The sequence below is a fragment of the Alishewanella sp. SMS8 genome, assembly GCF_030737935.1.
GTDB classification, from domain to species: Bacteria; Pseudomonadota; Gammaproteobacteria; order Enterobacterales; family Alteromonadaceae; genus Alishewanella; species Alishewanella maricola.
Genome location: NZ_JAPJEA010000001.1, coordinates 1482174 through 1508443 on the forward strand (window position 1 = coordinate 1482174; position 26270 = coordinate 1508443).

Annotated in this window: 21 protein-coding genes; 8 read left to right on the forward strand and 13 right to left on the reverse strand. The window is 46.4% G+C overall.

What is annotated here, in order from left to right; all coding sequences use genetic code 11:
• Positions 1–9 precede the first annotated feature (9 nt).
• Entirely contained in the window at positions 10–1863 is a 1854-nt protein-coding gene (locus ORJ01_RS06780) for a DUF4105 domain-containing protein (protein ID WP_306021895.1), read from the forward strand.
• A gap of 5 nt (positions 1864–1868) precedes the next feature.
• Here the strand turns inward: ORJ01_RS06780 and rsuA are convergent, their stop codons facing one another.
• The 10 genes from rsuA to ORJ01_RS06830 all read right to left on the reverse strand — a co-directional run bounded on the left by rsuA (position 1869) and on the right by ORJ01_RS06830 (position 13532).
• Positions 1869–2564: a 16S rRNA pseudouridine(516) synthase RsuA gene (gene rsuA / locus ORJ01_RS06785; protein WP_306177393.1), complete on the reverse strand. Its 696-nt coding sequence runs from the start codon at positions 2562–2564 to the stop codon at positions 1869–1871.
• A 45-nt stretch (positions 2565–2609) separates the two neighbouring features.
• Positions 2610–3371, reverse strand: a complete 762-nt coding sequence (gene cysQ, locus ORJ01_RS06790; protein ID WP_306177394.1) for a 3'(2'),5'-bisphosphate nucleotidase CysQ — start codon at positions 3369–3371, stop codon at positions 2610–2612.
• Between the two features lie 75 nt (positions 3372–3446).
• Positions 3447–4049 (reverse strand): adenylyl-sulfate kinase, encoded by a 603-nt coding sequence (cysC, locus tag ORJ01_RS06795; RefSeq protein WP_306177395.1) that lies wholly within the window; start codon positions 4047–4049, stop codon positions 3447–3449.
• Positions 4050–4099: 50 nt separating this feature from the next.
• Entirely contained in the window at positions 4100–5524 is a 1425-nt protein-coding gene (gene cysG, locus ORJ01_RS06800; protein ID WP_306177396.1) for a siroheme synthase CysG, read from the reverse strand.
• 291 nt (positions 5525–5815) lie between these two features.
• Positions 5816–7360: an alkyl hydroperoxide reductase subunit F gene (ahpF, locus tag ORJ01_RS06805; protein WP_306177397.1), complete on the reverse strand. Its 1545-nt coding sequence runs from the start codon at positions 7358–7360 to the stop codon at positions 5816–5818.
• Positions 7361–7541: 181 nt separating this feature from the next.
• On the reverse strand, positions 7542–8108 hold the full coding sequence (gene ahpC, locus ORJ01_RS06810) for an alkyl hydroperoxide reductase subunit C (protein WP_226750538.1): 567 nt from the start codon (positions 8106–8108) through the stop codon (positions 7542–7544).
• Between the two features lie 304 nt (positions 8109–8412).
• Positions 8413–9165: an ABC transporter substrate-binding protein gene (locus ORJ01_RS06815; protein ID WP_306177398.1), complete on the reverse strand. Its 753-nt coding sequence runs from the start codon at positions 9163–9165 to the stop codon at positions 8413–8415.
• Positions 9166–9246: 81 nt separating this feature from the next.
• Positions 9247–9996: a phosphoadenylyl-sulfate reductase gene (locus tag ORJ01_RS06820; RefSeq protein ID WP_306177399.1), complete on the reverse strand. Its 750-nt coding sequence runs from the start codon at positions 9994–9996 to the stop codon at positions 9247–9249.
• Positions 9997–10008: 12 nt separating this feature from the next.
• The gene (gene cysI / locus ORJ01_RS06825; RefSeq protein WP_306177400.1) at positions 10009–11727 is read right to left on the reverse strand and encodes an assimilatory sulfite reductase (NADPH) hemoprotein subunit; all 1719 of its coding nucleotides are present in this window, start codon (positions 11725–11727) and stop codon (positions 10009–10011) included.
• A complete protein-coding gene (locus ORJ01_RS06830; RefSeq protein ID WP_306177401.1) occupies positions 11727–13532 on the reverse strand; it encodes an assimilatory sulfite reductase (NADPH) flavoprotein subunit in 1806 nt (601 codons plus the stop codon). Before ORJ01_RS06830 ends, cysI begins: the two co-directional genes overlap by 1 nt.
• Before the next feature lie 286 nt (positions 13533–13818).
• Between ORJ01_RS06830 and ORJ01_RS06835 the strand changes: the two genes are divergently transcribed.
• The 5 genes from ORJ01_RS06835 to ORJ01_RS06855 all read left to right on the forward strand — a co-directional run bounded on the left by ORJ01_RS06835 (position 13819) and on the right by ORJ01_RS06855 (position 17749).
• Positions 13819–14601 carry a DUF2884 family protein gene (locus ORJ01_RS06835; RefSeq protein ID WP_306177402.1) on the forward strand — a complete coding sequence of 261 codons (783 nt, stop codon included), beginning with the start codon at positions 13819–13821 and terminating at the stop codon, positions 14599–14601.
• Positions 14602–14734: 133 nt separating this feature from the next.
• Positions 14735–15082: a RidA family protein gene (locus ORJ01_RS06840; protein ID WP_306177403.1), complete on the forward strand. Its 348-nt coding sequence runs from the start codon at positions 14735–14737 to the stop codon at positions 15080–15082.
• Positions 15083–15162: 80 nt separating this feature from the next.
• Complete coding sequence (locus ORJ01_RS06845; protein WP_306177404.1) at positions 15163–16239, forward strand: M20/M25/M40 family metallo-hydrolase; 1077 nt, start codon at positions 15163–15165, stop codon at positions 16237–16239.
• A gap of 94 nt (positions 16240–16333) precedes the next feature.
• A complete protein-coding gene (locus tag ORJ01_RS06850; protein WP_226750545.1) occupies positions 16334–16786 on the forward strand; it encodes an NfeD family protein in 453 nt (150 codons plus the stop codon).
• 33 nt (positions 16787–16819) lie between these two features.
• Complete coding sequence (locus ORJ01_RS06855) at positions 16820–17749, forward strand: SPFH domain-containing protein (protein WP_226750546.1); 930 nt, start codon at positions 16820–16822, stop codon at positions 17747–17749.
• 32 nt (positions 17750–17781) lie between these two features.
• On the opposite strand, the gene ORJ01_RS06860 is transcribed toward ORJ01_RS06855, so the two are convergent.
• A complete protein-coding gene (locus ORJ01_RS06860) occupies positions 17782–18069 on the reverse strand; it encodes an accessory factor UbiK family protein (protein ID WP_226750547.1) in 288 nt (95 codons plus the stop codon).
• Between the two features lie 143 nt (positions 18070–18212).
• Between ORJ01_RS06860 and rep the strand changes: the two genes are divergently transcribed.
• On the forward strand, positions 18213–20228 hold the full coding sequence (gene rep, locus ORJ01_RS06865; RefSeq protein ID WP_306177405.1) for a DNA helicase Rep: 2016 nt from the start codon (positions 18213–18215) through the stop codon (positions 20226–20228).
• Positions 20229–20255: 27 nt separating this feature from the next.
• On the opposite strand, the gene ORJ01_RS06870 is transcribed toward rep, so the two are convergent.
• Together ORJ01_RS06870 and ORJ01_RS06875 are read right to left on the reverse strand one after the other, a co-directional pair.
• A complete protein-coding gene (locus ORJ01_RS06870) occupies positions 20256–22127 on the reverse strand; it encodes a diguanylate cyclase domain-containing protein (RefSeq protein WP_306177406.1) in 1872 nt (623 codons plus the stop codon).
• Between the two features lie 202 nt (positions 22128–22329).
• Positions 22330–22725, reverse strand: coding sequence for a cytochrome c5 family protein (locus tag ORJ01_RS06875; protein ID WP_226750550.1), 396 nt, complete (start codon positions 22723–22725; stop codon positions 22330–22332).
• Between the two features lie 564 nt (positions 22726–23289).
• On the opposite strand from ORJ01_RS06875, the gene polA reads away from it, so the two are divergent.
• Positions 23290–26088 (forward strand): DNA polymerase I, encoded by a 2799-nt coding sequence (polA, locus tag ORJ01_RS06880; protein ID WP_306177407.1) that lies wholly within the window; start codon positions 23290–23292, stop codon positions 26086–26088.
• Positions 26089–26270: the final 182 nt, after the last annotated feature.

Sequence of the window (26270 nt, forward strand, 5' to 3'; positions counted from 1 at the left end):
AACATTTCAATGACTCGTTTCTTTCTCGCAATCTGTCTTTGCCTATTTGGCAAATTGGCTAGTGCCTACTCATTCGAAAACCAAGAGTCTATCTCAAGGTTAGCAAATTCACCTACATGGCTCAAACTCCTTGTTTATGACAATGGTCGCAGTTTTGTCACCTCTAGCCGGTTTTTCTTAGATGGTCAGGGTCAGATTAATCCTAAAGCAGAGCTTATATCAACGCTAAAAGCTTTTGCTGAACCACAACAGGAAATGAACCCAGATAATCATCCGCAATGTCGATTTGCTGGTCGTTATGCTTGGCTGAAAACACAACTTGATTTTACCACGCTTGGCATTACTGAGATGTCCTGCCCTGCTTTTCAGGCCTTTAGCCAAGAACAGGAAATTGAATCCGTAAGCATAGTGTTTGCTACTGGCTTTCTGGGTAACCCAGCATCTTACTATGGGCATTTATTGATTAAACTTAATAGTGCTAATAGCGAACTTTCGGATTTACAAAACACCGCTATTAACTTCGGTGCTGATGTACCCGTTAATGAAAATATGGCAGCATATATTATCAAAGGCATTATTGGCGGTTATGACTCAGCTTTCACCCAGCAACAATATTTTCTGCATGCTGGAAATTATGGCGAGTCTGAACTGCGTGATCTATGGGAATACGAGCTAGACCTTGATAAAACGGCACTAAGACTACTTCTCGGGCATATTTGGGAACTGCTAGAAATAGACTATCAATACTTTTTCTTTAATCGTAACTGTGCATTTCATATGGGACAGTTATTGGAATTGGTATTACAAAATAACATTACCGATGCCTCACGGTTATGGGCAACTCCCCAAGCTATAATGCAAAACTTGGCCAAGGATAACACCAACCAAAAACCTATCATTAAGCACATTAAATACCACCCTTCCAGGCAAAGCAGACTTTACCAACGTTTTGCTATGTTGAGTAATGAACAGAAGTTACAACTTAGCAATATGGTGCATACACCTGAGAAGATTAGTATTGCGCAATTGGCCGATTTTAACATCGAGCAACAACAACAAATTGTCGATACCTTGATAGACTATTTTCAGTTTATGCTCAAAGCGGATAAAGGAGATGCCGATCTAAACAAGATCTATTATAAAAATTCTCTATTATTACGCTATCAATTACCACCTGGTAGATTAAAGACAGCCTTTATCTCAAACAGACGTCCGCATTTAGGTCGTAAACCTAGCCTTGCTGCCATTCAACTTGTGCATGCCAGTAATGCAGAAAACTTTGCTAAGTTACAAATTCGACCCGCATATTATGATGCTCTAGATGCGCAAGAAGGTCATGTCAAATATTCTGCATTGAGTATGGGTGAATTCAGTCTAGGTTTTACATCTCAAAGAGTTTTTATCAAAGATCTGTCGCTGTTAAAAATTGAAAGCGTTAGAGCAAACTTAACGGGGCTACCAGGAGATCAAAATCATTCTTGGTATATCGACATTGGCTCAACACAAACACAACTTGGTTGCACCACTTGCAACGCTGTGAAAGTAAGTTCTGGTATTGGCTATGCATTTCAAAGCTCGCCACATTTTAACATCAGTGGCTTTATTGGCGCTGGCTACTCGGGCCGTGATGCGAATGTCGATAATTCTTTTATCGCCACTCGCCTACTAACAACTTGGTATATTAGCGACAGTTTAGCTACAAATTTAGATGCTGAAGTAAGGCACTTCAAATCTGGCGCCGACACTCATCATATAAAGTTTGCCACCAGATACGCATTAAGTACCAATACAGAAGTACGCTTGAATTTATCACAGGACAGCGAATCAACCGAGATAGGATTCTCTCTCGGTCTATACTGGTAATGACATCAGCTGTTTAACAGGCTCAACTCTTTTTCATCAAGCTCTTTGTATTCACCTACAACTAAATCTATTGGTAATTTCAACCCACCAATTTGCTCGCGATGTAACTGCTCAACTTTATTGCCAAGCGCGGCGAACATGCGTTTTACTTGATGATAACGCCCCTCATGAATGGTCAGCAGGGCTTCGCATTCATCAACAATCACCAACTCTGCGGGTTTAGTGGCGTCTTTTTCGTTGCGCAGCATGATGCCTTCGGCAAATTGCGCGATGGCCTCTGTAGGGATTGGATCGGCAGTCCAGACACGGTAGGTTTTCGGAACATGATGCTTTGGCGCCGTTAATCGATGTGACCACTGCCCGTCGTCGGTTAACAGTAAGAGGCCGGTAGTATCCAGATCCAGCCGCCCTACACTGTGCAGGCGCTCAACAAGTGGCTCGTCGAGTAAGGTAAACACGGTAGGATGTTCTGGATCGTCATTAGCGCAGATGTAACCGGCAGGCTTATGCAACATAAAGTAGCGTAAACCAATCAGCTGCAGCGGTTGATCATCCAAGGTTACGCTGTCAGCCGCTAACACTTGGCGCGCGGCTTGTTTCACCACTTCGCCATTGACCGTCACAAGGCCTTGACGAATATTTTTACCGGCTTGCGAACGCGTCAAACCAGTACAATCACATATAAATTTATCTAAACGCATAAGTCACCTTTATTAGCTGCGCTTAGTGTAACCAAATTTTTGCGGTTAGTCGTTAAGTGCTGACACCATAAAGTGTGGATTCAGGAGGTTTTCACGATGATAAACCTGCGCATCGATGCCGCTAAAACTCACTTTTGCCCCGGCCTCTAGTGCAATAATATGGCCAGCGCCGGTATCCCATTGCATGGTTGGGCCAAAACGAGGATAGACATCGGCACTGCCCTCAGCCACTAAGCAGAACTTGAGTGAGCTGCCCACCGCGACCATTTCATGCTGCGGAAACTGTGCGAGATAACCGGCTAAATCGGGGCTTGGATGACTGCGACTGCCGACCACACGAATAACTTCACCCGGTTTACTCACCTGAATAGGCAGGCTACCACTGGCGTTTTTTACAAAACTGCCGATGCCTTTTGCCGCAGAGTACGTTCTTTCCAGCACAGGCGCATGGATCACGCCAAGCACCGGCTCACCCTGTTCAATCAGTGCAATATTAACGGTAAATTCGCCATTCCGTTTGATAAATTCTTTCGTGCCATCCAAGGGGTCGACCAACCAATAACGCGACCATTTCTGGCGAATATCCCAGCTAATATCGGCGGCTTCTTCAGACAAAATGGGAATCTCGGGGGTCAGTGCCGTTAACGCTTGCACAATTAACTGATGTGCCGCCAAATCGGCAGCGGTTAGAGGTGAAGTATCGGCTTTATCGGTGATATTAAAATCACTGCTGTCTTTTTGATATACCGTTAAAATAGCCGCACCGGCTTGTTCGGCGATCTGAATAATATTCTGTAAAAGTTGCATGTTGAATTCCAGATTAAATAAGGCTGTCATGCCATGAATAAGCTCATTTAGCCGATAAGGCCACGCCAACTCACGTTAAATAATAATGTGCCGGCGCTGTAAAAGCGCCAGCAATTGCTCAACACTTTGCTCAATAGTAAGCTCAGCGGTATTAAGCACTAAATCAGCAGCGATAGGCGGCTCATAAGGATCAGAGATGCCCGTAAAGTGGCTAATTTCTCCGGCACGGGCTTTTTTGTATAAGCCTTTGACATCGCGCTGCTCACAAACAGCCAAAGGCGTGGCGATATGCACTTCAATAAATTTACCTGCTGGCACTAAGCTTTTCACTAATTCACGTTGACTGCGATAAGGCGAGATAAAAGCACTTAATACCAATAAACCAGCATCGACCATTAAGCCCGCCACCGCACCGACGCGGCGTAAATTCTCGGTACGATCGGCGGCGCTAAAGCCTAAGTCAGCACACAAACCATGCCGTACATTATCACCATCGAGCAAATAAGTATGGGTACCTCGCGCCAGCAGCGCTTGCTCTAAGGCATTGGCCACCGTCGATTTACCTGAACCACTGAGCCCCGTAAACCAGACTACCGCACTTTGATGACCATTAAGTTCAGCTCGGGTTGTGGCATCCACTTGATAGTCTTGCCATTTAATATGCGCATTATTCGCCATTATTCACTCTCTGTTAGTACGCTTAGGCAGAGTATACCCTGCGCTGGCGGTTACTGCAGTTGGGTTAGCGGCTGTGCAAACACTGCGGCACTGGGCCGCTGCCCAAACCAATGTAACTGCGATTGTAACGCAACCACTTCACCTATAATCACTAACGCCGGCGATACCACCTGATGTTGTTGCACCAAGCTGCCCAGTTCAGCCAAAGTACCGGTGATCACACGCTGCTCGCGCCGAGTACCGTTTTCAACAATGGCTAAGGGGGTGTTGGCATGCCGCCCTGCCGCGATTAACTGGGCTTGAATATCTGCCGCTTTTAAAATACCCATATAAATCACTAAGGTTTGCTGCGAGCGACTCATACTATGCCAGTCGGGCTGATCACCGTCTTTACGACAATGGCCAGTAACAAACTGTACGCTTTGTGCATGCTCACGATGCGTTAATGGGATCCCCGCATAAGCGGCACAGCCTGCGGCAGCCGTCACGCCCGGTACCACTTGAAACGGAATAAGGTGCGGCAATAACGCCTCAATTTCTTCGCCGCCACGACCAAAAATAAAGGGGTCGCCGCCTTTTAAACGACACACTTTTTTACCCGCTAAGGCTAGTTCGATCAGTAAGGCATTGGTTTCTTGCTGCGCGACCGAATGCGCCCCCGCTTTTTTACCCACACACAGCCGTTCGGCGTCACGCCGTACCAGTTCTAAAATTTCTGGCGAAACCAGATAGTCATACACAACAACATCAGCTTGTTGCATTAATTGTAGCGCTTTTAAGGTTAATAACTCTGGATCGCCTGGGCCGGCGCCGACAATCCACACTTCGCCTTGCCGCGCAGGCACCTGATCTTGCAGCATCGCATCTAAACGCTGCTCCGCTTGCGCGGGTAAGTTTTGCTCAAGATCGCGCACCACATCAGAATCAAACACTTTTTCCCAAAACTGCCGACGCGCAGCAAAACCTTGAAATTTAGCTTTAACTTTATCGCGAAATCGCCCCACTAACTGTGCTAGAGGCCCAAGATGCTGGGGTAATAAGGTTTCGAGCTTTTCGCGTAAACGGCGCGCTAACACCGGTGCCGTACCAAAACTGGAGATCGCAATAATAATCGGGCTACGGTCTATAATCGAAGGGAAAATAAAACTGCATTTAGGCTGATCATCTACCGTATTGGCCAACATATTGCGGGCGGTGGCGGCGGCAAATACAGCAGCATTAACGCTATCGTTATCGGTGGCGGCGATGACTAATAATTTACCGTCCAGTAGCTCTGGAGAAAAATAGCCGGTAATCAGCTCTGCCTTACCTTGATGCTGCCACTCGATAAATTCTGCGGCAAACTCGGGAGAGATCACCGTCAGCTTGGCACCCGCCGTAAGCAGCGTGCCGGCTTTGCGTAAGGCAACCGAGCCACCACCGACAATCAGTACCGGTTTATCGGTAAGTTTTACAAACAAAGGCAGATACTGCACAAAGGCTCCTACAGTTAGCGGATACAGGCCATCTTAATGATGAATCATAGCGCTCAGCCTAACTGAACGGAAATAGATATTCGCGCTCTGTTATAACCAAAAGGCATTAAAACGATAGCGGCTTATTAATATTGCAATACCAAACGGCTGAGCTAAGATCAGCTTACGGCGAAGGTGCAACGCGTGTGGGTGTTGTCGTTTTTAACAAAATGACAGCAAAAAAAAGCGGCAACCGAAGTTGCCGCAAGCAGGGATGAGAATAGCAATAACAAAACTCAGTGGAACCAGAACCTACTGGCGAATTAAATAATCAAACGCGCCTAAAGCCGCTGTTGCGCCAGCCCCTAAAGCAATAATGATTTGCTTAAACGGCGCTGTGGTGGCATCACCGGCGGCAAACACGCCTGGGATAGAAGTTTGACCGCGTTCATCAATAATAATTTCACCGCGTGGTGATAATTCCACAGCACCACGTAACCATTCCGTGTTCGGCACTAAACCGATTTGCACGAAAATACCGGCTAACTCAACATGTTTAGCTTCACCACTTGGACGATCGATGTAACTTAAACCATTTACTCGGTTACCATCACCGGTCACTTCGGTAGTCTGCGCTTCGGTGATAATGGTGATATTGCCCATTGAGTTGGCTTTTTTCACTAATACCGCATCGGCGCGAAGCTCCGCAGCAAATTCCAGTACAGTCACATGTTCAACAATACCGGCTAAGTCGATGGCCGCTTCAATACCCGAGTTACCACCACCAATCACAGCAACCTTTTTACCCTTAAATAGCGGGCCGTCGCAGTGTGGGCAGTACGCTACGCCTTTACCACGATATTCTTGCTCGCCAGGCACATTCATTTCTCTCCAGCGGGCACCGGGGCTTAGGATAATGGTCTTACTTTTCAGTACCGCGCCGTTCGCCAGTTCTAGCTCAACTTTATCAGTTTTACGTAACTTCACCGCGCGTTGGTTATTCATAACATCAACGTCATACTCACGCACGTGTGCTTCTAAACCGGCCACCAGTTTTGGGCCCTCGGTATATTTCACCGAGATAAAGTTTTCAATACCTACGGTATCCGCCACCTGACCACCAAAGCGCTCTGCAATAATACCGGTATTTAAACCTTTACGTGCAGTATAAATAGACGCTGCAGCACCGGCTGGACCACCACCGACCACGAGCACGTCAAAGTCTGGTTTATTCTTCAACGCTTCAGCTTGACGCTTTTCAGCATTTACATCGATTTTCTGTAAGATTTTCTCTAGGGTAATCGCACCTTGCGAGAATAATTCGCCATTTAAAAATACCGACGGTACAGCCATGACATTTTTAGCCGATACTTCGTCTTGGAACATGGCACCATCAATCATCACGTTAGTGATATTCGGGTTAATGGCAGACATAATATTGAGTGCCTGCACCACTTCTGGACAGGTTTGGCAGCTTAAGGAGATATAAGTTTCAAACTTAAACTCGCCTGGAATATTTTTGATTTGTTCAATCAAATCGGCTTCAACTTTGATAGGGTGGCCGCCCGAGTGTAATAAGGCCAGTACTAATGAGGTAAACTCATGTCCTAGCGGCACACCAGCAAAAGTGATTTGCGTATTTTTCGCAGCAGAGCGAACCAGCATCGACGGTTTGCGGTCAGCTGCGCTGTCATCACGCGACACACTGACTAAATCTGATAATTCAGCAATTTCCGTTGCTAGTTCATTTACCTCAGCTGCCTTGGCGCTATCATCCAAAGATACCACCAGCTCTACCTGAGTTTTCAGGTTCTGCAGATAAGTTTGTAATTGTTGCTTCAGGTTAGTATCTAACATAACTCATAAATCCTTAAAAAATATGGAGATTGCGGCGCAGCAGGGCAAGGGAGAGCGAGGCCAGCGAAGCCGCTGGCCTGACACCAAACTTGAGTTTGGCAGTGTGAGGCTAGATTACAGCCTCACGGGGAGTACTGTATCTAGCGTGTCACACTGCAGTTGCCTGCAGTTTGCATCAAATTTAGATCTTACCAACTAGGTCTAAAGAAGGCGCTAAGGTCTTTTCACCTGGCGTCCACTTAGCTGGGCACACTTCACCGTCATGATCTGCTACGTATTGTGCAGCTTGCACTTTACGGAACAATTCAGCAGCGCTACGGCCGATACCTAAGTCGTGGATTTCACATACTTTGATCACGCCTTCAGGGTTGATCACGAAAGTACCACGTAACGCTAAACCATCTTCTTCAATCATTACGCCGAAGTTGCGTGTGATGGCACCTGTTGGGTCACCGATCATTGGGTATTGAATTTTCTTGATGGTTTCTGACGCGTCATGCCATGCTTTGTGCGTGAAGTGCGTGTCAGTCGATACTGAGTAAACTTCAACGCCCATTTCTTGGAACTTAGCGTAGAAATCAGCCAAGTCGCCTAATTCAGTTGGGCAAACAAAAGTAAAGTCAGCTGGGTAGAAGCAAACAACAGACCATTTGCCCAGTAAGTCTTGCTCAGTTACTGGTACGAATTTACCTTGATGAAAGGCAGTCGCTTTGAAAGGTTTGATTTTAGTGTTAATTAATGAAGACATTGTCTTGCTCCTTTGGGTTAATAAAAACAGTTTCTTGTTTCAACGCCGACTAGTCTATCTAACTCGACCAGACTTTTAAAACGAATAAAACAAATCATCCTAATCACTTTAATCGATGAAGATGGTTTGCTTCATCCGTTATATATGTTGCACAGCGGCTATCAGGTCAAAAATAATCGCAACCTCAATAGTGCTAAGGTAATTAGGGCGGCTGAACGGAATTTCAATAGCCTATTTTTATCGATACGTAGTGCACCGTCACTCAGCAGTATGGTTTGCGCTGTTTAACGACATTGGTACTTAATTAACGAGAGCTTGGTGAAGGTTTCACCAAAAACTGTTTTGAGAGGGCATCAAATTCACCATTCGCCTTAAGCTGATCAAGCGCTACTTGCAAACGCTCAACCGTGGCGATGGGCATTTGTGGGTGCAAGGCGAGATAATTATTGCCAATCGTAGATAAATCGATTATCGCAGTTACCGCTGATGGGGTTTGTTGATGTTGCTCTAACCAGACCGGTAAAATCAAATCAGAAGCGATCAGTAAGTCGACTTTGCCATGTAAAAAGGGCAATACCGCATCAGCTTTACTGTTGAATTGAATTAAATTGACGCCAACTTCAAAACCTTGGCTTAACAAATATATTTCGTAAACGTCGCCACGGGCAACCGCAACAACATATTTTTTGGCTTCTTCAAGATTTTGAGGCGGTGTATCCGAGCGCGAAGCCAACCAATACATATTGGCTGAAGCATGCACGATAGGCCCAACCCATTGAAATTTTTTTTCACGTAAGGCGTTACGAGCGGTCGAAAATAAGCCGCTATTCGGTGTGCGCTGTGCTGTTTCCAGTGCCCGCAGCCACGGCATCAGTTGAAAGTCACACTTTAGTAACGCCACTTCACAAGTGCGCCGCACAATTTCCGCATTTAAGCCAGTAACATGCTGATCTTGTTCATAGCTATAAGGAGGGAAATGCTCGGTATACATCACCAGCGGCTCCGCCTGACTTTGCTGAAACAGCAAGCCTAAACACAAGATGACAAACCATTTCATTGCAATACGATTATGTTGGTAAAAAGTATATCGTTACTATGGCTGAAATTTCAGCGAAGTGAAAGTGCAACGCTAAAAAACCTAAATACCATCACCATCCATATGCAAACCGCACTCACGGCCAAGGCCGTTAAAACGGGTGTCTTCTTCGCGCATCCCGGGTTCAAATTTAACGGTGGAATGCGTATCGCCGACAGAGAGATAACCTTTTTCCCACAACGGGTGATATGGCAAGTTGTGCTCTTTTAAATAATAAAACACGTCTTTATTAGACCAGTCGATAATCGGTTGCACCTTCACCACACCACGGCTAATTTCAACAATAGCTTTATCGGCACGGGTACTGCTTTGACTGCGGCGTAAGCCGGTAAACCAACAGCCTACTTCGAGTTGTTGCAGCGCACGCTGCATCGGCTCTACCTTGTTTAACTGATTATAGTGTTTTAACCCCTCCGCTGTTTGCCATAACTGACCGAAGCGAGCTTCTTGCCAGGCGGGGCTTAATGTGGCGCGATACACTTTTAAATTCAGTTGTAGCCGCTCTGTCAGCTGATCAATAAATTGGTAGGTTTCAGGAAATAAATAACCGGTATCGGTTAACACTACCGGAATATCCTGCTGCTGACTGCTGACTAAATGCAGCATCACCGCCGCCTGGATCCCAAAACTGGAACTAAGCATCGGATTGAGCGGTAGATTAGCTAACGCCCACTGCACCCGCTGTGCGGCACTCATGGGAGCGAGCTGCGCATTGATCTGTTGCAACCACGCTTGCTGAGTTGCGGCTGATTGCCGCAAAATGGCGTGATAGTCTTGGGCGATAGCATTCATTATTGTTACCTTTTACGCGTGAAAATCCGTTTTTGATACTTTGACTGCTGCGACCACACCAACGCGGATCACAAAATCACCAAAGCACTCACCGCTTTGCCGCTCTTGACTCCAGCGGCCAATCAGTTGATCCAGCGTATCGAGGATCTCGGCTTCAGCGACGTTATCTAATAACAGTTTTGGAATACGCGTACCAATGCGGTTGCCTCCCAGATACAGGTTATATTTACCTGGCGCGCGGCCTACCAGCCCCACTTCGGCCAGCATGGCCCGACCACAGCCATTCGGACAGCCGGTTACCCGCAAGACAATATGATCGTCGCTGATTTGATGCTTAGTTAATAAGCCCTCGACCTTAGTCACTAATTCAGGTAAGTAGCGCTCGGCCTCTGCCATGGCTAACGGGCAGGTTGGAAAAGACACACACGCCATGGAGTTTTTGCGTTGCTCACTGTGGTTATCGTCAATTAAACCGTGCTCACGGGCTAACTGCTCAATTTGCGCTTTTTGACTGGCCGGCACCCCTGCAACAATTAAGTTTTGATTAGCGGTCATCCGAAAATCGCCCTGATGGATCTGGGCAATTTTGGCTAAACCGGTTTTTAACGGTTTGTTCGGAAAATCTAAGATCCGGCCATTTTCAATAAACAGCGTTAAGTGATGTTGACCATCTATGCCTTCTACCCAACCGAAACGATCACCACGGGTGGTAAACTGATAAGGCTTCACCGGCGCAAAACGGACACCTACGCGCTGCTCTACTTCAGCGCGGAAGTTATCTAAGCCGATGCGGTCAATGGTGTACTTGGTTTTGGCTGTTTTGCGGTTCACCCGATCACCATAATCACGCTGCACCGTAACCACATGCTCGGCCACTTTTAATACGTGCTCAAGGCCAATAAAACCCAGCTCCTCTGCTTGGCGTGGATAGGTTGCCGTGTCACCAAAGGTCATGGCTAAACCACCGCCAACCAGCACGTTAAAACCAATTAATTTGCCCTGCTCGGCAATGGCCACAAAGTTAAGATCATTGGCGTGTAAATCCACGTCGTTATGCGGTGGGATCACCACGGTGGTTTTAAATTTACGCGGTAAATAATGTTCACCTAACACCGGCTCGGTTTCAGTGGTTTCGACTTTTTCTTCATCTAACCAAATTTCGGCATACGCGCGAGTTTTCGGTAATAAATGCTCACTGATCTGCACCGCCCATTGATAGGCCTGTTGATGTAGCTCACTTTCTACCGGATTAGAGGTACACAGCACGTTACGGTTTACATCGCCGGCCGTGGCAATGGAATCAATACCGATACTGCTTAAAAATTGGTGCATCGGTTTCACGTGTGGCTTTAATACACCATGAAATTGAAAGGTTTGCCGAGTGGTTAAACGAATACTGCCGTACAGCGTTTTATCCGCTGCAAACTTATCGATGGCCAGCCACTGCGTTGGCGTAATAATGCCACCTGGCATGCGCGCACGCAGCATCACATTGTGCAGCGGTTCTAATTTTTGTGCCGCGCGTTCAGCGCGGATATCGCGGTCATCCTGCTGATACATGCCATGAAAACGGATCAGCATAAAGTTATCGCCGGTAAAACCGCCGGTGATTTCATCTTTTAAGTCAGTGGTAATGGTGCCGCGTAAATGCTCACTTTCGGCTTTTAAGCGTTCGTTGTCAGACAGCTTACCCTGGGCGACAAATTCTGGCTTGATTGGATATTGGCTCATTAATACACATCCTTCTGATAACGCTTAGCAACCCGTAATTGGTCTAAATAGTGTTGGGCCGCTTTTTCATCTTTGCCGCCCTGTTGCTGAATGATGCTCAGCAAAGCTTGGTGTACGTCTTTCGCCATGCGATTGCCATCACCACAAATATACAGATGCGCCCCCTGCTCTAACCACTGCCATACTGTCGCAGCTTGCTGCATTAACTTATGTTGTACATAAATTTTTTCAGCCGTATCGCGGCTAAAGGCCACGTCTAATTTATTTAGCAAACCTTGTTTCAAATAGTTTTGCAGTTCAACCTGATAGAGAAAATCTTGGGTAAAATGCGGATTACCAAAGAACAACCAGTTTTTACCGCTGGCACCGCGGGCATCTCGCTCTTGTAAAAAGGCGCGAAACGGCGCTATACCGGTACCGGGGCCAATCATGATGATCGGGGTGTCGTCATTTTCGGGTAAGCGGAAATTGTTGTTTTGCTCTACAAATACCTTAATCTGCTCACCTTCCGCTAGGCGCTCAGCCAAAAAGCCTGATGCGCCACCGAGATGCAGCAGGTTAAAGGCGTTATAACGCACCACTCCCACCGTAAGATGTACTTCGTCTTCCACTTCAGCTTGAGACGAGGCAATCGAATACAAACGTGGCTGCTGCTTACGTAACGCATCCACCAATTGCTGGGCATTTAATAAACCTGGGTAATCACGCACGATGTCGATAATTTGCCGATCGGCTAAATACTGTCGCAACGCCACTTTGTCAGCCGCCAAGGTTTGTAATTCGGCATGGCCGATAGCCGTGGCATAACGACTAACAAACCCCGGATACGATTGCGTTAGCTCTAGATGCTCAATCAAGGCCTCGGCTATCGGTAGCTGCAACTCGGATAACTGCACCGGCGTATTACTGGCAATGCCGGTGAGCAATAACAACTCGCGCACTAACAACGGATCATTACGGAAATAGACCCCTAAGGCATCACCCGGTTGATAAGTTAAACCTGAACCGGCTAAAGAAATTTCGATATGCCGCACATCTTTAGTCGAGTCTCGACCTGTGATTTTTTGGTTGGTATACAATTCCGCACTAAAGGGTTGCTGCTTGTTATAGCTACTGACTGCCGCTGGCGCAGCTACACTCGTCAAATCCACCGCTACCGCACTGCTTACCTGAGCCAATTCGGGCTCCAGTGCTTTTATCAGCTGCTGTTGCCATTCCTCGGCTTGCTCAGCGTAATCGACATCTAAATCGGCACGGGCAATCAGCGCTTTTGCGCCTAATGCCGCGAAACGCTCATCAAAGTCTTGCGCCGTTTTACAAAAGAATTCATAGCTGGTATCGCCTAAGCCTAATACGGCATAGCGTAATTCAGGCAGCGCAGGCGCTTTCTTGCTAAAGAGAAAATTATAAAAACTGATGGCATTTTCGGGCGGTTCGCCCTCACCATAAGTTGAGGTGACCATCACCAACAAGCGTTCATTTTTCAAGCTGGTATTTTTATACTCGGCCAAGTCTTGTACTTTTACCGCGAACCCCTTGGCCGTTGCTGCGGCTGCAATATCCTCTGCAACATGTTTGGCATTACCCGTTTGCGAGCCAAACAACACCGTTAAGCTTGGCGCGGCAGCACTGGTGGCGGCGCTGGGTGCGGCTAACGTCTGCCCCGCTAACTGGGCACTGGCCGCTAAATAACCACTCACCCACGCTTGTTGGATCGGATTCAATTTCACCAGCAAAGCTTGCAACTCAATAATTTGCTGCTCAGACAACGGGCTAGCTTGGGCAACAAGAGACGATAAAAGCATAAAATATCCTGCAAAAAATCTAGATGATTATTTTAGCCAGCTAAAGTCATTCAGGTAAAAGAATGGATCTCTCTTCTTTATGCCAATTAGTAATTAAAAACCACTCATGCTGACCAAAACCCCTTGAAACAATGTGGTCTAATTCGCCAAAAAATAGTATTTCATGCCAACACTAAGCAGTCACAACTGCCACCTTAAAAATTAAAGCTATTAAATTCAATAATGTGCAGTTGGCATTGGCTTTGCAAACTACTCAGCGTGATTGAAATACAACCAAGGACTGATCATGAGAACCTTATTACTTATTTGCTGTGTCTTTTTTGTTGGGCAACTCAGTGCAGCAGAAAACTGTCATTTAACGTTAAAGCATGATTTACGCATTACAGCGCAAGATGTCAGCCTGCAAGCTGAAGAGCAGCCGCTGTGGCGTATTTCAAACTCAGGCCAATTGTGGCTTGCCGAGCAATTACACCCTACCGATGCCAGTACTGCGGCGCTATTACAGCAATACCAGCAAAGTGTTCGCCAGCAAGCTTTCAGTACGCTGAATTTAGTTAACAACGCTTTGCAGTTAGCCACCACCGCCTTAGAGCAAACGTTTGCAGGGTTAACTGGCCAATCAGACATGGAACAAAGCGCACTGCAACCGGCTTTTGCACACCTTCGCCAAAGCTTAGACTTAGTGGTAAGACAACAAGGCGATACCTTGCTATTGAATGGCAGCAAGCTAGAGCAACTAGACCAAGCCTTTGGGCCAGAGTTTGATGCGGCCATGGAAGACATGGTGCAGCAACTGATGGGCAATATGTTGATGCATGTTGGCAAGAGCATGTTAAGTGGTAGTGGCTCATTTGAAGATCGTATGAATGCTTTTGGCGAGCGTATGGAAACCATGGGTGAGCAACTCGAGCAAAACATGCAAGGCAAAGCCCTAGCGCTAGAAGAGCAAGCCGCAACCTTGTGTGCTGAGCTTGAACAGTTACAGCAATTAGAGCGCCAATTACAGCAACAGTTACCGGCAATGCAGCCCTTTACGCTGGTGACATTGCATAACACAAAAGCAGAATAACCCCCATCCTAACCGCGAGCTTGGCGTACGCAACTCTGTTGCCATACGCCCTTTTTGCCATCCCGCACAATAGCCTGCATAATTCAGCTTTAATAAGCAGCAATGCCTGCTGCACTATTTTTTTGGAGTGATTATGAGCATACAACGTATTGATCCTGCTAGTCGTTATTCTGAAGCGGTAATTGTGAATGGTTTAGTATTTTGTGCTGGCATGGTGCCTGACACCGACAGTAATGATATTACGCTGCAAACCCAAAACGTATTAAGCCAAGTTGATGCCTTGTTAACGCGCTGTCAAAGCAGCAAGGATAAACTGGTTGATACCACTATTTATTTAACTGACTTTGCGGATTATGCGGCAATGAATGCAGTATGGGAGCAATGGCTCAGCCCAGGCTGTGCACCAGCACGGGCAACGGTAGCGGCAAAATTAGCGGATCCGCATTGGAAAATAGAAATTAAAATCACCGCTGCACAATAATCTGAAGTTAACCGCTGAGCAGCAGGCTTGTTGCACTCAGCAAACTGCGCTGCTGTAATGTATTAAGGATCGATTGACACATGGCTGTAAAGACGTTGCTAAACAAAAAACGACTGTGGTTGCCCGCTATTTTCATCTTGTTCGGCTGGGCATTGTATCAATGGGCTTGGCCCTTTTGGCTTAATCAACTCACAGAACGCGAAGCCGAACGGATCCGTGTTATCACACCGACCTTTGTTGCTGAACCCACTTTAAACCGTTTAGACCCCGATCGTTTACTGGCCGACCTGAGCTGGTTAGCCGCTGCTGAGCGTCAAGGTCGAGCACCGGGCACACCAGGTGGTATTGCTGCCCGTTTATGGATTGCCGAGCAATTTGCCGAAATCGGTTTAACCGCTGCTGGAACCGACGGTTATTTGCACCCTTACAGCGTGGCAGAACATTTTTCTTGGCGTCGTTGGCTGCGTGGTGCGTCTTCCACTATCCCCGGCGTAGATAATGCGGCAAATGTTATCGGTTTATTACCCGGCACCGAAGCTAACCTTAAGCCACTGGTGATCACCGCACATTATGATCACTTAGGTATGCACGGCGACGATATTTACTTTGGCGCCGATGACAATGCCTCGGGTGTAGCCGCCATGCTTGAGCTGGCACGCTATTTAACGGCTCATCCTTTGCGTCATCCGGTGTTGTTTATTGCGTTAGACAGTGAAGAAAAAGGCTTACAAGGTGCGGTGGCGCTGTTCCGAACCGGCTTGTTACAACCTGCCGATCTGGCCTTTAACATTAATATTGATATGTTAAGCCGTGATACCCACCAATTATTGTATGCCGTTGGCACTTATCATCACCCTTGGCTATTACCGCTAATTGAACAGTTACAAACTCGCAGCGCAGTGAAATTACTGCCCGCCCATGATCGCCCTTGGTATCTGGCAGGTAACACGGCAGATTGGACTCTTAGCTCTGATCACGGCGTGTTTCATCAGCAACAGGTGCCGTTTATGTACTTTGGGGTAGCCGACCATCCCGATTACCACAGCCCGCGCGACACCGCCGACAAAGTAGATTTGGCGTTTTATCATCAAGTCGTTGAAACCGTGCTGCATTTTTTATTAATCCTTGATCAACAATTAACAGTGCAAATCGAGTAAATACTTGCTAATAATAAAATGTAAATATACAGTTACTACAACGTTTTCGGGCAGCCATGTCATTACGTAATGGCCGTAAAAATAGGAGGAAAAAATGAGTACAGCAATGATTTGGATCATTATTGGTGTGGTACTGATTTTAACAGAGTTAATGGCAACCAGCATTGTGGCGGTATTCCTCGGCTTAGCCGCTATCGTCGTCGGTATTTTATTGCACTTTGGGCTCATTGAATCAGCCAGCATGCAATACAGCGTGTTTGGTCTGGTCAGCCTGCTGTTGCTCTTCACCGCACGAGGCCGCTTTAAAAGCTGGTTTGTCGGCTTTACCGCTGATAGTGAGACGCAACCCAGCTCGCTGAGCCAAGATATCGGCGATCGCGTTACGGTTTTATTGGATTTTCAACAAGGCCAAGGTCGTGTGGTGTTAAATGGCGTGCAATGGGATGCGCATTCTAACGACATATTAAAAGCCGGGGATGTGGCTTGGGTAATTGCCAATAAAGGCATCCACCTCGAAGTCGCGGCCAATAAGCCACAATCGTCTTAACTTTACAGCACGTATTAATTGTAGGAGAGTGTTATGGAACAACTGGATATTCAAACGGTATTAACCCTAGGCTTTGCTGTCGCGGTGGTGATTACCATCCTTAAATCAGCACGGGTTGTGCCACAGCGTAGTAACGTTGTAGTAGAGCGTTTAGGTAAATACTCACGCACACTAGACTCGGGCTTTCATATTTTGATCCCCTTTATCGATAAAGTTGCTTACACCCACACGTTAAAAGAAGAAGTGATCGATGTTCCTCGTCAAACCTGCGTGACCAAAGATAACATTCAGGTCGGCATCGACGGTATCTTGTACATTCAGGTGATCGATCCGCACAAAGCCAGTTACGGCATTAACAATTATCGTTATGCCGCCTCGCAACTGGCTCAAACCACCATGCGCTCTGTGATCGGCCAAACCGACCTAGATAAAACCTTTGAAGAGCGTGCCAAAATTAACGAAGAAGTAGTACGTGCCCTGGATGATGCCGCAGCACCTTGGGGTGTTAAAGTGTTGCGTTATGAAATAGCCGATATTGAATTGCCAGTCAGCATTAAAGACGCGCTAGAGCAACAAATGCGCGCCGAGCGTGAACGCCGTGCTGCAATTGCCAAGTCTGAAGGTGAACGCCAAGCGATGATTAACGTGTCTGAAGGTCAAAAGCAGGAAGTGATCAACCTGTCGGAAGCCGATAAAACTCGACAAATCAACGAGGCCGAAGGTCGAGCAAAAGAAATTGAATTAATCGCTATTGCTACCGCTGAGGGTATTCGACAAATTGCTGAAGCCATCAATCAACCGGGTGGTCAAAACGCGGTAAATTTACGCGTGGCCGAGCAGTATGTAAAAGAGTTCGGCAACCTGGCTAAAACCAACAACAGCATGATCGTGCCGGTAGAACTGGCGAACATTGGTGGTGCAGTGGCGGGTTTAACTGAAATTTTAAAAACCGTCCAAAAATAACCATGGCGGGCAGTGAACTGCCCGCTCATCATTTATTCCTGATCAGAACTGGGTAAGGCGTTTTTACTGAAATCTTGGGTTTTCTCAGCTAATAACGCGGCCAGTTGCTGTTCCATAGCTTCCACTTTTTCGCGCGTTCGCAACAGCACTTGACGCTGCACATCAAATTCTTCGCGGCTAACAAAGTCTAACTCTGACAGCTTTGCCTGCAGCACTTGCTTAACTTTGCCTTCTAATTCATCGGCAAACTGTTTTAATTGTGGCGGGATAATACTGCCAATTTGTCGTGCAATATCTTCAACTTTTTTCGGATCTAACATCAGATTCTCCGTTACGCTAAGCAGCCAGGGTTCAGGCTGCACTGTGATAGTATCTAACCATTCTACGGTCTTCTGACCAGAACGCGAATGAAATTTACCGCAAAAATTGGTTACAATGCAGCTCCTCAGTTCAGGCAAACACTATGAAGTTAAATCCACAGCAAGACGCAGCAGTAAAATTTATCTCCGGGCCCTGCTTAGTATTAGCCGGTGCGGGTAGTGGTAAAACACGCGTTATTATTAATAAAATAGCCTATCTGATCCAGCAGTGCGAATTACCCGCTCGTCATATTGCCGCCGTGACCTTTACCAATAAGGCCGCACGAGAAATGCGTGAGCGAATTAACACCCAATTGCCGAAAAGCGCTACCCGTGGCCTAACTATTTCCACCTTTCACACCCTTGGCTTAGATATTATTAAAAAAGAATATCGACAGCTGGGTTATAAAGCTAATTTCAGCCTGTTTGATGATCAAGACAGCTTTGCGCTACTCAAAGAGTTAACCGCCAACGAATACAATGGCGATAAAGAGCAGATTAAAGCGCTGCAAAGCAAAATTTCTAACTGGAAAAACGACTTAACCTTACCTGCGTTGGCTGTGCAACAAGCGCAAGATGCCGCTAGCATCAGTTTAGCCAATTATTATCAGCAATACAGCACCATGCTCAAGGCCTGTAATGCCTGTGATTTCGATGATTTAATTATGCTGCCAACCTTGCTGTTTCAACACGATGTAGCAACACGTGAGCGCTGGCAACAGAAAATTCGCTATCTGTTAGTAGATGAATATCAAGATACCAATACCAGCCAATATGAGTTAGTCCGCTGGTTAGTGGGCGAGCGTCGCCGCTTTACCGTGGTCGGTGATGATGACCAGTCTATTTATTCTTGGCGCGGTGCGCGGCCGCAAAACTTGGTGTTATTGAAAAAAGACTTTCCTGAATTAAACGTGATCAAACTTGAGCAAAACTACCGCTCAGCAGAACGCATTTTAAAAGCGGCCAATATCTTAATTGCCAATAACCCGCACGAGTTTGAGAAAAAACTGTTTAGCGTGAATGGCTATGGTGTGCCACTAAAAGTCTTACCTTGTAAGCATGAAGAAGACGAAGCCGAAAAAGTGATTGCCGAAATTATCTCGCATCGCTTTACCCATCGCAGCCATTATCGCGACTATGCGCTGCTGTACCGTGGCAATCATCAAGCACGCGTGTTTGAAAAAGCGCTAATGACCAACCGTATTCCCTATCGAATTTCCGGTGGTACGTCTTTTTTCTCACGCAGTGAAATTAAAGATGTAATGGCCTATCTGCGTTTGTTGGTGAATCAAGATGATGATAATGCCTTGCTGCGGATCATCAATGTGCCGCGCCGCGAAATTGGCCATGCCACCTTGGAGAAAATTGGTAACCTGGCCAATCAAGAACACATCAGTTTATTTGCAGCGTGCTGCCACCCGGGGCTAAGTCATACTTTACCGGTACGCAGTTTTCAGGCCGTGAAACAATTTGCCGATTGGATTAATCAATTAGCCGATAATGCCGTGCGAGCAGAGCCTGCCGAAGCCATCCGTGATTTGATCCGGCAAAGTCACTATGAAGCCTGGTTGTTTGAAAGCAGTAACAGCCCTAAAGCAGCTGAAATGGCCCTGAAAAACGTCAATGAACTGTACCGCTGGATTGTCGAAATGCTCAACGGCAAAGATGATGAACCGCCGATGCCCTTGAGTGAAGTCGTTAGCAAATTATGTTTACGCGACATGCTTGAACGGCAAGAACAAGAAGATAACGCCGATCAGGTGCAATTACTGACGTTGCACGCTTCGAAAGGCTTAGAGTTCCCTTATGTGTTTATGGTGGGCATGGAAGAAGGCATTTTGCCGCATCAAAGCTGTATTGATGAAGATAATGTCGAAGAAGAACGCCGTTTAGCCTATGTGGGTATCACTCGGGCACAGCGCGAGCTCATTTTTACTTATGCGCGAGAGCGTCGGCAATATGGAGAAGTGATTCGGCCAGAACCCAGCCGCTTTTTAACCGAGTTACCACAAGACGATTTGGAATGGCAACAGCCTAATCAACCTAAAACTGCAGAGCAACGCCAGCAAACTGCGGCATCGAATATCGCACGTTTGCGGCAAATGCTGAATAAAGATTAGCCTTATAAACACACCGCTCAGTTAGCGCTAATTAGCACCTAGCGCTTTTAACATTTGATCGCGCATACCTGATTCAAACGTCACATAGCGACCACGCCCTAATGCTTTGGCGTGATACATGGCGGCATCAGCGTCGCGTAACATCGCATCGGCATGGTGATAGTCTGTGCTGAATGGCGCAATACCAATACTGATGCCCGAATTGACACTGTTATTCTCTAACACAAAGGGCTGGCGGAATTTGTCGATAATGCGCTGGGCAATTTCTTCGGCATCTTGCTCAGATTGCAAGTTTAATAACATAATCACGAACTCATCACCGCCGAAGCGTGCGGCCACATCATGCTCGCGGATCGCACTGAGTAAACGTTTGCTACTTTCAATTAAAAACGCATCGCCAATATGATGGCCTAAGGTGTCGTTGATCAATTTGAAACGGTCGAGATCTAAAAACAGCAATGCCATTCCGGTTTGCGGTTGGCGTTTATTTAATAAAAATTGTTGTTTTAATTGCTGCAGAAACATCTGCCGATTGGCAAGCCCGGTTAATACATCATGATTCGCATCATAGAACAATTTTTGCTCCGCTTTTTTACGCTCTTCAACTTGCAGGCGTAAAAATAAGTTGGTTTGACGCAACTCACGGGTACTTTCAAAGACTTTACGTTCCAGTTCTTCTTGATGTTGTTTTTGCTTCTCCGCAGCAAGCTTACGCTGGATCGCTACCGCGATATGCTGTGAAACGAAACGTAAAATAGTGAGCTCTTGCTCGCTATAATGATAACCATCAACATAAGACTGAACCGCAACCACCCCAATGACTTTTTGGTCAATCTTCAGCGGAGCACCGAGCCAGCTTTTTGAATGTCGAGCTGCTTTCTCTAGCTCAGTGGTACCACTCATACCTCGGCGGATCTCACCTTGCTCAACCAGTAATGATGCTTGCTCAGGGTTAATGAGTCGCGCTTCAGCACAGCGGATAACATATTCGGTAAAACCTCGGCTTAGTGGCCGATCAAAGGCTGCAGGGCTAAATTGGTCAACATAAAACGGAAAGGTTAATTTCGTCCCATCGGTGTTGAGTAAGGCAATGTAACAGTTTTCCGCAGCCATAAAATTACAGAGCACTTTATGGATCGCTTGGTAAAACGTTTGCATGTCTTGGCTACTGGCCGTTAGCTCAGATATTTTATATAACGCCGCCTGTAGCTTTTCACCGTGGATACGTTCTCTAATTTCTTTTTGTAAAAAGTCGTTGGTTTCTTGCAATTGCAAGGTACGTTCCTTCACCGTGCTTTCTAATAGTTCACGACTCTTTACTCGATCTAAAGCAATAACAGTGTGAGAACCAATACTGCTAAACAATTTTAAATCTTGCTCGTTATAACGATACTGACTGTCATAAGACTGGATCGCCATAACACCGATAATTTTTTCACCACGACATAAAGGGATACCCATCCAATGTGCTGAGGGTGAACCTTGTGCTTCGATCTCGCCGCTTCTCACTAATTCGTCAAATTCCTCTTCGTCACATAACAATGGCCGCTGGTAACGAGCCACATAACCGGTTAAGCCACGAGAGAAAGCGTTGTCTGGAATAGAAGTAATGAGTTGCTGATCTTTTTCGTCAGAGAAGTACTGCAGTTGGTAATGCTCAGTATCAGCATCATAAAGCACCACATAAAAGTTTTCGGCGTGTAACTGCTCAGAGACCATTTTGTGGATCGCCGGATAAAAATCGGCCATATCACTAATATGGCTGGCCAATTCTGACAGCTGCAACAAAGCCCCCTGAATGGTATAGGCTTCTTTTTGCCGAGCGATTAACAGCAACAGCCGTCTGATTTTATTGCCCGCTTGTTTTAATTGATATTGGAGCGTTCGTTGTTTAGTCAAGCTTCCGATCCTGAAACGATTACAAACTGGTCAGATGTATAATAACAATGGGCTATTATGCACAAAGTTTAAACACATGGAAGGGCTACAGAGCAAATTCGTTTAATTAAATAACCAGGGTGCTGTTAAACAAGCATAGCCCAATCGGCACAAAAAAACCGCGACTGGCGCGGTTTTATTAAAACGAAAATGCTGGTTCTGTTTATACACCATCCGTCATAAAACGAATGGCGGCAGCAATTTCATCATCAGAACAAGTGGTACAGGTGCCTTTAGCGGGCATGTTACGAATGCCTTCAATAGAGTGCTTTAATAACACATCAAAACCTTGCTCTAAACGCGGCTTCCAATCAGCAGATTGATGTTTTGGCGCATCAAGTGCACCCGTGCCATGACAGGCAAAACAGGCAGATTGATAAACTTGCTCGCCACTGCGTGGACCTGTTGCCGCGGCAGCCACAGCTGGGGTAGCACCAGCAACATAAACCTGACCTACTGGCGCAATGCGTTTTGCAATAGCGTCGGCATCAGAGGTTGCGCTCGCGTGGACGCCGATGGTAATCAGCAGCAAACTTACTGCAACTGTCAATTTATTCATAGTGTTGATCCCATACTGAAAGCCATAAGTAATTGGTCGCATTATAGCCTGCATCTCAACCGAAACGGAAGAGCTTAGGCAGATTGTTAGTGCAGCGCATTGCATTGCCATGTGTAAACTTTTAGCCGCGACACCGCCGCAAAGGCTTATGCTTATTGCTTTATGCCAAAAGGCGCAGCAAAACGGTTTTTTTAAAGCGAAATTTTTTAAAAAAGAGGCTAGGCAAACCCGGTTATTGTGATAGTCTGTTCGACCTGCTTGATGAGGATATTTGGCACCTAGGAAGATTGCGGGCCAAGCAGTAAATCGTTTTCCACATTACGCAATGCAAAAAAATAAGAATAACGGCACTTGCAGTTTCCCCGTTTAGTTAAATAAAAACAACCACTTAAATCACCACCATTAACATTCTGTCTCAAGCAGGATGACATCTTTCTATGGGTTTTGCACAAAGTTATCCACAGCTTACTCTCTTTTTAACGCAGCAAAGTCAACCGGTTCAGCTGGTGGTAGGGGGATGGCTGTGGCATGCTACTACGCATCAGCGTTGCAGGAATTATTATCATGGTCTATATCCCCAAAAACCCGTTAATTTTGGTTGACGGATCCTCCTATTTATTTCGGGCTTATCATTCACCACCGCACTTAACCAATTCAAAAGGTGAAGCCACTGGTGCTATTTATGGTGTGGTGAACATGCTTAAAAGCTTGTTAAAACAATATCAGCCCAGCGAAATGGCCGTGGTGTTTGATGCGAAAGGCCCAACGTTTCGTAATGAAATGTATCAAGAGTACAAAGCACATCGCCCGCCGATGCCTGATGACCTACGCAGCCAAATTGCCCCGTTACATCTGATCATCGAAGCTATGGGTCTGCCTTTACTTTGTATTAGCGGCGTTGAAGCTGATGATGTTATCGGTACTATTGCCCGTCAAGCTAGCGCTGCGGGGCGTCATACGTTGATTTCAACCGGTGACAAAGATATGGCGCAGCTGGTAGACGAACATGTCACCTTAATTAACACGATGAATAATACATTGCTCGACCCGATCTCGGTTAAAGAGAAATTTGGCGTCGGGCCGGAGTTGATTATCGATTATCTCGCGCTGATGGGCGACAAAGTGGATAACATTCCTGGCTTGCCTGGTGTCGGTGAAAAAACAGCCGCGGCCTTATTGCAAGGGCTGGGCTCAATTGAACACATTTATCAACAGCTTGATCAAGTCGCCACACTGACCTTTCGTGGTGCCAAAAATATGGCTGCCAAGTTGGCAGAACATAAAGCACAACTGGCGTTGTCTTACCAACTGGCCACGATTAAATGTGATGTCGAATTACCCTATCAACTCACCGATTTACAGATCCGTCCCACAGACAAGCAACAGCTAAGCGAGCTGTATCGACAATGCGAATTTAAACGCTGGTTAGCCGAGATCCTCAGTGACAGTGACACGAACACCGCGGGCACGTCGCAGCAACTCGAAAATGCCACTACTACTCACACAGCGACAGAACACACCGCCGATGAGCCCGTCAGGCAAGTGATTGATCGCAGTCAGTACCAAACGGTGCTGAACGAACAACAATTTACTGCATTGCTTCAAGAAATAAACCAAGCAGAATTAACCGCTTTTGATACGGAAACCACCAGCTTAGATTATATGCAGGCGGAATTGGTTGGTTTATCTTTTGCCACAGCAGCAGGAAAAGCATGGTATCTGCCTCTAGCGCATGATTATTTAGGCGCGCCAGCGCAACTCGATCGCCAGTGGGCTTTGACACAACTGCAACCTTGGCTGGAAGATGACAACAAAGCCAAGGTTGGCCAAAACTTAAAATACGATCAAAGCGTGTTAGCGCGTTATCAATTAACCTTACGGGGTATCCGCTTTGATACCATGTTGGAATCTTATGTGCTGAACTCGGTAGCGGGCCGTCACGATATGGATTCGCTTGCGCTGAAGTATTTAGGTCATAACACTATTAGCTTTACTGATTTAGCCGGTAAAGGGGCTAAGCAGCTGACGTTTAATCAAATTGAACTTGCCCAAGCCGCAGAATATGCCGCTGAAGATGCCGATGTGACGCTGCAACTGCATCAAACGCTATGGCCACAATTGCAACAAAGTCGTGAGCTGGTCAAGGTGTTTACTGAGATCGAGCTGCCTTTAGTGAACATTTTGTCGACAATAGAGCGCCACGGCGTGCTGATTGATAGCAACTTGTTGGCCAAGCAAAGTGAACAGTTAACTGCCCGTATTAAAGAGCTAGAACACTTGGCTTACGATGCAGCAGGCAAAGAATTTAATCTGGCCTCGCCAAAACAACTGCAAGAGATCCTGTTCGAGCAGATGAAGTTACCGATATTGAAAAAGACACCGAGTGGCACCCCGTCGACCGCCGAAGAAGTGCTCGCTGAGCTCGCTTTAGAATATGACTTTCCAAAACTGATCACTGAGCATCGTGGTTTAAGTAAGTTACGCTCTACTTATACCGATAAACTGCCGAAGATGGTGAATCCCGCTACGGGGCGCGTTCACACTTCCTATCATCAGGCGGTAGCCGCCACCGGTCGCTTGAGCTCAACAGAACCGAATTTACAGAATATTCCGATCCGTACCGAAGAAGGCCGACGCATCCGCCAAGCCTTTATTGCGCCTGCCGGTAAATGCATCCTGGCCATCGATTACTCACAAATCGAATTACGTATTATGGCGCATCTATCGCAAGATAAAGCCTTACTGGATGCCTTTGCTAATGGTCTTGATGTACATAGAGCCACCGCTGCTGAAGTGTTTGCCATTAGCTTAGATGAAGTGACTAGCGAGCAGCGCCGCCGCGCGAAGGCGGTCAACTTTGGGCTAATTTATGGCATGTCTGCGTTTGGTTTAGCCAAACAACTGGGTATTGCTCGCCATGAAGCACAGCATTATGTTGACCGCTATTTTGAGCGTTTCCCAGGTGTACTGGATTATATGGAGCGCACGAGAAAGCAAGCGCATGACCAAGGCTATGTTGAAACACTGTTTGGTCGCCGCTTATATTTGCCTGACATTAATGCCCGCAATATGGGCAGGCAAAAAGGCGCCGAACGTGCGGCCATTAATGCCCCAATGCAAGGCACCGCAGCCGACATTATCAAATTAGCCATGATCAAGGTGGCGGCATGGTTGGAACAGCAAGATAACAACGCTGTGCAAATGATTATGCAGGTGCACGATGAATTGGTATTTGAAGTGGCAGAGCAAGAGGTTGAGCGCGTTGCTGCCGAGTTAAAAACCTTGCTAGCCAGTGCCGCATCATTAGATGTGCCACTTTTAGCAGAAGCCGGTTATGGTAAAAACTGGGATGAAGCACATTAAATTTCGTTGTTAATAAAGGTAATTTAATTACACAAACCCGAAAGCAAGCGCTTACATTTTCAGTTTTGTAGTTTAATTACAGTTTTTGCTTGCAATAGTGCAAAAATTAGCTAAAATTTGCGCTGTAGGGTACAGAGGTAAGATATTCTATCTTTCGCTTCGGTATGTTTTTACTATTGAAG

Coding starts and splice junctions, on each gene's coding strand:
- ahpC (WP_226750538.1), bottom strand. CDS start 8,108: ATGTCTTCATTAATTAACACTAAAATCAAACCTTTCAAAGCGACTGCC.
- ORJ01_RS06845 (WP_306177404.1), top strand. CDS start 15,163: ATGGCTGTAAAGACGTTGCTAAACAAAAAACGACTGTGGTTGCCCGCT.
- ORJ01_RS06820 (WP_306177399.1), bottom strand. CDS start 9,996: ATGAATGCTATCGCCCAAGACTATCACGCCATTTTGCGGCAATCAGCC.
- ORJ01_RS06835 (WP_306177402.1), top strand. CDS start 13,819: ATGAGAACCTTATTACTTATTTGCTGTGTCTTTTTTGTTGGGCAACTC.
- ORJ01_RS06860 (WP_226750547.1), bottom strand. CDS start 18,069: ATGTTAGATCCGAAAAAAGTTGAAGATATTGCACGACAAATTGGCAGT.
- ORJ01_RS06830 (WP_306177401.1), bottom strand. CDS start 13,532: ATGCTTTTATCGTCTCTTGTTGCCCAAGCTAGCCCGTTGTCTGAGCAG.
- cysC (WP_306177395.1), bottom strand. CDS start 4,049: ATGGCGAATAATGCGCATATTAAATGGCAAGACTATCAAGTGGATGCC.
- polA (WP_306177407.1), top strand. CDS start 23,290: ATGGTCTATATCCCCAAAAACCCGTTAATTTTGGTTGACGGATCCTCC.
- rep (WP_306177405.1), top strand. CDS start 18,213: ATGAAGTTAAATCCACAGCAAGACGCAGCAGTAAAATTTATCTCCGGG.
- ORJ01_RS06875 (WP_226750550.1), bottom strand. CDS start 22,725: ATGAATAAATTGACAGTTGCAGTAAGTTTGCTGCTGATTACCATCGGC.
- ORJ01_RS06855 (WP_226750546.1), top strand. CDS start 16,820: ATGGAACAACTGGATATTCAAACGGTATTAACCCTAGGCTTTGCTGTC.
- rsuA (WP_306177393.1), bottom strand. CDS start 2,564: ATGCGTTTAGATAAATTTATATGTGATTGTACTGGTTTGACGCGTTCG.
- ahpF (WP_306177397.1), bottom strand. CDS start 7,360: ATGTTAGATACTAACCTGAAGCAACAATTACAAACTTATCTGCAGAAC.
- cysI (WP_306177400.1), bottom strand. CDS start 11,727: ATGAGCCAATATCCAATCAAGCCAGAATTTGTCGCCCAGGGTAAGCTG.
- ORJ01_RS06815 (WP_306177398.1), bottom strand. CDS start 9,165: ATGAAATGGTTTGTCATCTTGTGTTTAGGCTTGCTGTTTCAGCAAAGT.
- ORJ01_RS06780 (WP_306021895.1), top strand. CDS start 10: ATGACTCGTTTCTTTCTCGCAATCTGTCTTTGCCTATTTGGCAAATTG.
- cysQ (WP_306177394.1), bottom strand. CDS start 3,371: ATGCAACTTTTACAGAATATTATTCAGATCGCCGAACAAGCCGGTGCG.
- ORJ01_RS06840 (WP_306177403.1), top strand. CDS start 14,735: ATGAGCATACAACGTATTGATCCTGCTAGTCGTTATTCTGAAGCGGTA.
- ORJ01_RS06850 (WP_226750545.1), top strand. CDS start 16,334: ATGAGTACAGCAATGATTTGGATCATTATTGGTGTGGTACTGATTTTA.